Genomic DNA, 1,688 nt, shown 5'->3' on the forward strand with positions numbered 1-1,688 from the left:
CCTGTATGGATAATAATGATCATGCCGTGCGCAGCAGGAACGGTCCGGACGCTCCAGAAAGGAGGTATTCCAGCCGCACCTTCCGGTACGGCTACCTTGTTACGACTTAGCCCCAATTACCAGTATTGCCCTAACACGCTCCTTGCGGTTACATGCTTTAGGCACCCCCGGCTTTCATGGCTTGACGGGCGGTGTGTACAAGGCCCGGGAACGTATTCACCGCGTCATTGCTGATACGCGATTACTAGCGAATCCAGCTTCACGGGGCCGAGTTGCAGGCCCCGATCCGAACTGTGGGCGGCTTTGGGAGATTCGCATCCTGTTGCCAGGTAGCTGCCCGCTGTACCGCCCATTGTAGCACGTGTGTAGCCCCGGACGTAAGGGCCATGATGACTTGACGTCGTCCCCGCCTTCCTCACTGTTTGCACAGGCAGTCTGTTTAGAGTCCCCGCCATTACGCGCTGGCAACTAAACATAGGGGTTGCGCTCGTTGCGGGACTTAACCCAACACCTCACGGCACGAGCTGACGACAGCCATGCAGCACCTAGTTTCGCGCCCCGAAGGGAGGTACCGTCTCTGGTACCGCCGCTAACTTTCAAGCCCGGGTAAGGTTCCTCGCGTATCATCGAATTAAACCACATGCTCCTCCGCTTGTGCGGGCCCCCGTCAATTCCTTTGAGTTTCAGTCTTGCGACCGTACTCCCCAGGTGGATGACTTAACGCTTTCGCTTGGACGCTAACTGTATATCGCTAACATCGAGTCATCATCGTTTAGGGCGTGGACTACCAGGGTATCTAATCCTGTTCGATCCCCACGCTTTCGTGCATCAGCGTCAATAATGGCCTAGGAAGCTGCCTTCGCAATCGGGGTTCTGGGACATATCTATGCATTTCACCGCTACTTGTCCCGTTCCGCCTACTTCGACCACATTCAAGCACTTCAGTATCAAGGGCACTGCAACGGTTGAGCCGCTGTATTTCACCCCTGACTTAAAATGCCGCCTACGCACCCTTTAAACCCAATAATTCCGGATAACGCTCGGATCCTCCGTATTACCGCGGCTGCTGGCACGGAGTTAGCCGATCCTTATTCCTACGGTACACTCAGACACGTACCCGTACGTGTGGTTGTTCCCGTATAAAAGCGGTTTACGACCCGTAGGGCCTTCCTCCCGCACGCGGCATGGCTGGTTCAGGCTTCCGCCCATTGACCAATATTCCCTACTGCTGCCTCCCGTAGGAGTCTGGTCCGTGTCTCAGTACCAGTGTGGGGGATTCTCCTCTCAGAGCCCCTAGGCATCATCGCCTTGGTGCGCCGTTACCGCACCAACCAGCTAATGCCACGCGAGCCCATCCATGTCCTATAAATATTTGGATATCTCCCGATGCCGGAAAATATCTTCATGCGGTGTTAATCCGTCTTTCAACGGGCTATCCCCCTGACATGGGCAGGTTGCTCACGCGTTACGCACCCGTGCGCCACTCTCATGTCCCTTAGCAAGCTAAGAAACAATCCCGTACGACTTGCATGTATTAGGCCTGCCGCTAGCGTTCATCCTGAGCCAGGATCAAACTCTCCATTGTAAAATGAATCTTGACCCCGGTCATCTTCTGTTGACCGGATCGTCAGTAATATGTACTGTACGGCCCGGACCGAAAAAATTGTATCTTCTACAGCTCTCCCCCT

At 54.7% G+C, this 1,688-nt stretch carries 1 rRNA gene; it reads right to left on the reverse strand.

The features are described 5' to 3' along the window. Nucleotides 1-57 precede the first annotated feature (57 nt). Nucleotides 58-1,585, reverse strand: a 16S ribosomal RNA gene (locus FXV77_RS21745). Nucleotides 1,586-1,688: the final 103 nt, after the last annotated feature.

Source organism: Sphingobacterium phlebotomi (genome assembly GCF_008180195.1).
In the GTDB taxonomy this organism is placed as follows: domain Bacteria; phylum Bacteroidota; class Bacteroidia; order Sphingobacteriales; family Sphingobacteriaceae; genus Sphingobacterium; species Sphingobacterium phlebotomi.